This is a genomic window from Kosakonia oryzendophytica (assembly GCF_900094925.1).
In the GTDB taxonomy this organism is placed as follows: domain Bacteria; phylum Pseudomonadota; class Gammaproteobacteria; order Enterobacterales; family Enterobacteriaceae; genus Kosakonia; species Kosakonia oryzendophytica.
Genome location: NZ_FMAY01000026.1, coordinates 1 through 6,623, shown reverse-complemented (window position 1 = coordinate 6,623; position 6,623 = coordinate 1). Strand labels below are relative to the sequence as shown.

The window sequence follows — 6,623 nt, the reverse complement described above, 5'->3', positions numbered from 1 at the left end:
GAGCTGGGCGGACACAGCGAACGAGCACATGCAAAAGGCTGGCATCGATGCGCGTATTGATCACCGCTCACTGAAAGACCAGAAAGCAGAGCTTGACGCTATCCCCTCCCCCACCGTGGAGCAACAGGCGCAGGCTATCAGCTTAGACCGCCCCGCAACCATCCACAGAGGCCACAGCGGCAACCCGGAGCGTTTGGAACGCTTTGACGCGCTTCAAGAAGTGAAAGTGTCACAAGAAGCTAAAGCACTTAACCACATTGAACAAAACACGCTTAAGCCATCGCCAGCGGCTCCGGCTCCCTCCCCTGCCGCATCTTTACCAGATGCTAAACAGGGAGGCCAAAAAACAGCAGCGGCAGCGGCTCCTGTAGCGTCAGGATCAAATATCAATCTTGTAGATGAAAAAACAGATAAGAACTTGCATTTAACAGAAGCGCAGCGCGAAGAGTTAGAGGAAGCAGAAAATAAAGAATCGGCAGCGAAGAAAAAAGCATATCTGACGAGCGGCGGCGGCGTTCCTGCTTTTGCTCAAGAAACTAAAGCACAGTCTAAAACTGAGTTTAAAAATAAGTTTAGCAAGATGAAAAACGCGATTAATAAAGAAGATGAAGAAGAAGAAAACAACTACAAAATAAATAGACCACGTTTAAAATAATAGCTCGCAAGAGCTATTATTCTATAGTTGCTATAACTTCTAAACGCTCGTTAGTTTCAAGATCTATATATTCGCAGTTATCAGCATCATAAGCATATGCTCCCGCAGCTAAAATCTCATTTCTTACAAGTTTAATCAGTGCTGATTTTTCATTTACTCTATCAACAACAGTATTAAAAACATCTTGAGATTTAGCGTTTTCAAGTCTCATAAAATCTTGATTGAAATCATTCAAGAGTTTTTCTTCAACTGCTTTCATAACACCCACGATATTATTTTTAGCTATAGTTGTTTTGTCTTTTGTATGTATATTCACATATTCAAAATCAGACATCTTTTTATATAAACCAACCCTTACAAGCGCATCACAAATAAACTGTAAACGCTCTATCCTTTCGCATTGTATTTTAACAAGACCCATTTCCGCCTTTTCTAATATCTCAAAACCTTCTCTTGTTTTTGTATTTTTTATTTTTTTGAAGTTTTCAATAATCCCATCGATACCAGATCTAAAAGCTAAAAGATGGTCAGATAATAACGCTTTATAATAGCATTGATAGTTATACGCTTTTGCCTCGATAGCTTCAATAATATATTGAAAGCGATCTTTTTTGCTTTCCATATAATAATCAAAATCATCTTCTTTTTTAAATACTGCTTTATCCGCTTTAAAGTTCACATCATCAGCGATTAGTTTTTCAATCTTCTCTTGTTCTTTATAATAATCAAACTGATCGCGCTCTAAATCAGCAAGCATTTTTTTTACTACGCCCACGGGCGCAATCATACGAATACCCTTAACTTGTTTATCGAACTCCCAAAACCATTTATCAGCTTTGCCGTCTTTTAATAAATCGCTTCCCTTTATCGAATATTTTAAAACGTAATTTATAAGCTGATCGCCGTGTTCAGCAATATTTTTATTTGTTATTTCTTGTTTTCCGTCTGCTGATTTAGCTACGCGAATATCTACGCGCGGAAACCCTTTAGGATAATCAGCAGCATTATATTCTAAACCTTCCTTTTTGAACTCAGCTTCTAAGCACTCGCCCCAATGTCTACCCCATTCGTCAGCGCTCAAATAATTTTCTTTTTTAAAATAAGTAGTTTTTAAACATATAATCGCGTGAAAATGTGGATGTGCTTCATCATCTCCGCTTTTACCTCTGGTGATTTCAGTAGAGCGAATGCCACCCACAACAAAACGAAAAGCCTTTCTTTGAAACATCTTCGCATAAGCACGAGACATACATTTAAGAACTAAACGAAGATTTGTTATTTTTGGATTTTTAACAGTGAAAGTAATAAATAAATACTTTCCATTTTTAAAGTTAATAGAAAGCTCTGGTATTATTTCTTTCATTTTTTCTTGCCAGACAAAAGCTTTTATTCGTTGACAGTTCTGGCAATGACGGGAGCGGCAGCGGTGAGTAAATACAGTATGCGCCTTACCATTCACAACAACCACATAACGCTGTTGCGCACAGTTTAAAGAACGTTCACCGCGCTTAGTGAGAGTTTCATTTTCTTCAATCTTGCCGCGAATAATAAAACTATTAGCAGTCTTAAAACTTTCTTTTTTGCGTTCTGTGATTCGATCACCATTAATAGAAACGCTTGAAAGTGTTGCACTTTTTTTATTTTGTGAGCATTGCGCTCTATTGACTTTCGCGCGTATTGCGCTTAATCTTTCTCCTGAAAGCATATAAAAAACCCCTTATTGTATGGAACCGTCGCAAGTTCAACTCTAAGGGGTTTTTTATTTCTGTCAATCACTTAGCAGCCGCTTTGTCTACAAACCGATCACCTCAACCGCCCATTCCAAACACCTAAAACCGCTCAAAGTGCAGCCTCATCCCATTTTTACGCCCGTTTTTCGTCTAAGCGACATAAACCATCCCAAAAATCACACCATAAAAACGGGCAAAGTGTAGTGCTGTCCCATAGTATGCCTTTTATCAGTTTTTTTGATCCTCATCATCCCAAAAACACCCCATCAAACCCGCAGTTTTAAAGGTGCCATCCCATTTTTAAGGATGCTAAACTACTTAATAACCCCTAATGACGTTTAAGAGGTGATGCTATGACCGGCATTCAAAAACAGACCATCAGTGCAGAGGTTCCGCGCTCTCTCGTTCGCAAGGTTGACGCGCTGGCGAAAGATCTCGATCGCTCTAAAAGCTGGCTGATACGTGAAGCCCTGACCAACTTGATACACAACTACGAACGCCGCCACCAAGAGATCCTCAAGGGATTGGAGGACGTGAGAGCAGGGCGCACAATCAGCAATGAAGAGATGCACGACTTTGTAAGAGCACTAAAGGCTAGTAGATGATCGTTAGATGGACTCACAAGGCGCAGCAGGATTTAGCGCGGGTTTACAACTTCTCATTACAACACAGCAGGCGGCGAGCTAACAAAGTAGCCGACCGCCTGACCACCGCCACAGACGGCCTACAGTTCGCGCCATACATTGGCGTTCATCTTGAACTATACGAGCCGGACGAAGTGCGCAAACTCGTTATTGATGACTACGAGATCCACTATCAGATCGTAGAGCCGGAAAACACGATTTACATCGTGGATTTATGGCACGTTAGAGAAGACCGATAGCGCCTATTTTCTAAACAAAAACAACTCCGCCATTCAACCTTTTTCAACCTTTTTTTTAAGTAAGAAATCCAGCAATGGTGCGGGCTGCGAGGCCGTTTTTAGGGTGTTTTGCAAATCTGATTTGTTTCTTATTAAACAAGGGAAGTAGGTCACTCGCTTCGCTCACTCCCCAAACCCAAAACCAAAGGGCAAGGGCGGGGCGTCAAATGCCCCCCGGACTCAGCTGCAGGGCTGGCTCTCCTGCCACGTACACATAAACACAAACCCACCCGGAACGGCAGGAGGCCAGCGGCCAGAGATTAACACAGGGAAGGGCTTAAAGGCGGCTTAACAGGCGGGATGGCTCACTACGTGAACCACCCACCTATTGGAAGTGTTTTTTATCTGGTGAGTTGTCAATAAAAATAAGGGTATCCGCGCTACGCGCAGAACCTCCCTGATTTTTTTTGACAAGTTGAGATCTAAGATTATTTATTGCGATTTTTCATAAACTCTTTAAAGCGTTCATCGGCTTTTCTTTGAAATGCCGCAGCGTCAAAATCATCTTTTTCTTTTTTTATTTTCTGCCTTAGCAACTCATCAATTCTTTTATTTTCTTTCAATCTTTCTTTTTCAGCCAGTATTAATCTGTAGTATTTCATCTTAATATTAAATGTGGCTTTTAATAACTCGTTGCCATCAAAATCAATATTGTATTTTTTGAGGAGCTTTAAAATATTATCAATAGTCATTTTCTTTACTTCCTTTTTTATTTTTTCTTCCTCAATGTCTTTTTTCTTACCGCCGTACTTTAACCAGTTTTTAAATCTAAAAAAGTTATAATGCTGCCAGTGGTAAATATCAGGAGCATACAAAACCGAGAAAATACAAACAGATAAGAATAAAAGAATAAATATCACACCCAGCAAATATTCATATTCCATATTATATTATTCTCCTTTCTTTCTTCTATATTGCTCTTTTATTAATGCGATGTGATATTTTTTAGCATTGCTCATACTCACTTCTGCTGATTTACTTGCACCTCTGAATGCAGATGAAACAACAGAAGATATAATGGCAACAAAAAAAGCAACAATAAAAAAACCCATCGCGGCTGGGATGAGGCTGCCGCCGCCGTCGTCTACTGCTGGTTTTGCTTTTGCAAATAACTCAACTAAGAAGTTCATATATTTTTAACCTTTTTTTTCTTCTTCAATGTTTTTAATCGCTGTTTCTATTCTTTGTTTTACAAAGTCTCTAAATACATAGGTGATTATTCTCGCATCCTCAGCTATATCTAACTCGTCTTTTTTATGAAAATATAAATCAGCGCTTAACAGTTCTTCGCTTTGAATATCTAACATTTTGCTAGCAAGTGATATTCTAATAATATTTAATATTTCTAAATATAAACTCGCTCTATCGTGTTTATTCAAAAGCATCAAAGGATGAAAATCTTTTTTTCTTTTCATTTCTTGCATGTCGTTATCAAAATCTATCATTAAAAAATGTAAGCAAGCAAAAGACGTATCATAGAAGTTAAGACGATTCATCATATCCGCCGTTCCCTCTCTTTTATTCATCTGTTTTACTCCTTTTTTTATTATTTTTAAGTTTCCACTCGTTTATTTTCTTATCGCCCTGTTCTCTCAAATATTCGCGCTCGTTATGTATTTTTCTCAATAACTGATTATTAGTTAAAGCCCCCACTAAAAGCGCAATATCATTAACAAAATCTAAATCCTCATTAGCATTCTCTCTAACTATTCTTATTAACTCAGCTCCTGCTTTTATTTTGCGCGCTGCATCTTCTTTTCTTTTCTCTGCTTTCATTTCTTGCTCCATTCGATTTAGTAAGTTTGCTTTTTGCTCAAGCTCTTTTTTAACTTTATTATATTTTTCTATATTAAACGCCATTTTTTAAATCCCTCTTTTCTTTCTTTTCTTTCATCGTTAAGAAAAACGCAAACAAGCTAATCACTAATAAAATAGGAAGAGTAAAAACAAAACCTGTAAACAGAAGAATAGCAAGACCGATCACCCCAGAGACTTCGTATAAACAACCAAATAGTGAGCTTTCATCTTTATACTCAATCATTTTCTGTAAAAGTGATTTTTCTTCTTTATCTTTATCTCTTAAATAATCTTCATCATCTTCACAACTTAAAGGTACTGTTTTTGTGTCTTCGTCGTAAGCATAATCGTCGTAATCGTCATTATTATTCCCAATCATTTTTTATTCCTTTTTTTTTGGTTCTGTAATACAGTCTAAAGAAATAGCAACGCTACCTCTTGTCAAAATCTCATCATAAATAATAACTGCTTTAACTCCGCGAACGTGCGAATTAGCTGTCGCATCTTCACTTTCTATTTTTTTCATAAATAAATTAACAAGCTCTATTGATTTTTCTGTTATTCTTTCGTCAATACTATTCATTTCACACCCCTTTTATTTTTTTGGTTTTCTGTTATATATATTAAGTAATATATTTTTTTATTTGAGTAAAGCGCGTTATATATATTTCATTTCTAAAGCGCGTATTTTCTTGATAAACGGTTTACGTAAAGCAGCTATTTTAGTTTTGCTAAAAACTACAATAGCGCACTTATACATTCTTCGAATGTGTGCGCCCCATAAATGGGGGGAAAACAAAATCAAAAATATAATAATGAATACTCGCTTTATGCTCATATTACATTATTGATTTTTGATAATGCAAAAATAGTTTCACTTATTTTTTTATATATGTGCTTTCAATAATAGAGGTAAAAAAAATGGCAATATTTCATATGAGTGCGCAAGCAATAACAAGATCGAAAGGACACAGTAGCGTAGCAGCGGCGGCTTATCGTCACGGCGAAAAGTTAACAGATGAGCATACAGGGGAGATCCACGACTACAGCAAAAAAAAGGGAGTTTCTGACAGTGTGATATTAATACCAGAAGGCGCAGACCGTAATTTTTTAAAGCCGGAATACTTATGGAATACCATAGAAAAATGCGAAAAAAGAAAAGATGCTCAGTTAGCACGCGAGTTTAATATTGCGCTTCCCGTAGAAATGACAGACGAACAAAAAAAGGCGCTGGCGATAGATTTTTGCCAAGAGCATTTTGTTAAAAATGGAATGATTGCTGATATAGCTTTTCATAAGCTCGATAGCGACAATCCACATTTTCACGTAATGCTAACCACTCGCAGCCTTACCCCGGACGGCGCGGGGTTCGGTCAGAAGGTCAGAGAATGGAACAGCAAAGAGCAGCTCGAAGACTGGCGCAAGAGCTGGGCGGACACAGCGAACGAGCACATGCAAAAGGCTGGCATCGATGCGCGTATTGATCACCGCTCACTGAAAGACCAGAAAGCAGAGCTTG

The 6,623-nt window shown here is 38.0% G+C and carries 11 protein-coding genes; 4 read left to right on the top strand and 7 right to left on the bottom strand.

The features are described from left to right. Positions 1-655, top strand: a 655-nt coding sequence (locus GA0061071_RS23115; protein ID WP_167352680.1) for a MobA/MobL family protein, incomplete at its 5' end; no start/stop codon positions are given. A 16-nt stretch (positions 656-671) separates the two neighbouring features. Here GA0061071_RS23115 and GA0061071_RS23110 read toward each other — a convergent pair. Beyond that, positions 672-2,360, bottom strand: a complete 1,689-nt coding sequence (locus GA0061071_RS23110) for a protein rep (protein ID WP_088237049.1) — start codon at positions 2,358-2,360, stop codon at positions 672-674. 378 nt (positions 2,361-2,738) lie between these two features. Between GA0061071_RS23110 and GA0061071_RS23105 the strand changes: the two genes are divergently transcribed. Both GA0061071_RS23105 and GA0061071_RS23100 read left to right on the top strand, forming a co-directional pair. Further along, the gene (locus GA0061071_RS23105) at positions 2,739-2,990 is read left to right on the top strand and encodes a CopG family ribbon-helix-helix protein (protein ID WP_085480189.1); all 252 of its coding nucleotides are present in this window, start codon (positions 2,739-2,741) and stop codon (positions 2,988-2,990) included. Continuing rightward, a complete protein-coding gene (locus tag GA0061071_RS23100) occupies positions 2,987-3,268 on the top strand; it encodes a type II toxin-antitoxin system RelE/ParE family toxin (RefSeq protein WP_065800170.1) in 282 nt (93 codons plus the stop codon). The genes GA0061071_RS23105 and GA0061071_RS23100 overlap by 4 nt, the downstream gene beginning before the upstream one ends. A gap of 467 nt (positions 3,269-3,735) precedes the next feature. Here the strand turns inward: GA0061071_RS23100 and GA0061071_RS23095 are convergent, their stop codons facing one another. The 6 genes from GA0061071_RS23095 to GA0061071_RS23070 are packed head-to-tail and all read right to left on the bottom strand — an operon-like array spanning position 3,736 to position 5,687. Next, positions 3,736-4,191: a CCDC34 family protein gene (locus tag GA0061071_RS23095; RefSeq protein WP_088237050.1), complete on the bottom strand. Its 456-nt coding sequence runs from the start codon at positions 4,189-4,191 to the stop codon at positions 3,736-3,738. 6 nt (positions 4,192-4,197) lie between these two features. Next, positions 4,198-4,437: a hypothetical protein gene (locus GA0061071_RS23090; RefSeq protein ID WP_088237051.1), complete on the bottom strand. Its 240-nt coding sequence runs from the start codon at positions 4,435-4,437 to the stop codon at positions 4,198-4,200. A gap of 6 nt (positions 4,438-4,443) precedes the next feature. Further along, positions 4,444-4,833, bottom strand: a complete 390-nt coding sequence (locus GA0061071_RS23085; RefSeq protein WP_088237052.1) for a hypothetical protein — start codon at positions 4,831-4,833, stop codon at positions 4,444-4,446. Further along, on the bottom strand, positions 4,826-5,167 hold the full coding sequence (locus tag GA0061071_RS23080; RefSeq protein WP_088237053.1) for a hypothetical protein: 342 nt from the start codon (positions 5,165-5,167) through the stop codon (positions 4,826-4,828). Before GA0061071_RS23080 ends, GA0061071_RS23085 begins: the two co-directional genes overlap by 8 nt. Beyond that, the gene (locus GA0061071_RS23075; protein ID WP_088237054.1) at positions 5,157-5,483 is read right to left on the bottom strand and encodes a hypothetical protein; all 327 of its coding nucleotides are present in this window, start codon (positions 5,481-5,483) and stop codon (positions 5,157-5,159) included. The genes GA0061071_RS23080 and GA0061071_RS23075 overlap by 11 nt, the downstream gene beginning before the upstream one ends. Before the next feature lie 3 nt (positions 5,484-5,486). Next, the gene (locus GA0061071_RS23070) at positions 5,487-5,687 is read right to left on the bottom strand and encodes a hypothetical protein (protein ID WP_088237055.1); all 201 of its coding nucleotides are present in this window, start codon (positions 5,685-5,687) and stop codon (positions 5,487-5,489) included. Positions 5,688-6,025: 338 nt separating this feature from the next. Between GA0061071_RS23070 and mobQ the strand changes: the two genes are divergently transcribed. After that, positions 6,026-6,623, top strand: a 598-nt coding sequence (mobQ, locus tag GA0061071_RS23065) for a MobQ family relaxase (protein ID WP_167352679.1), incomplete at its 3' end; no start/stop codon positions are given.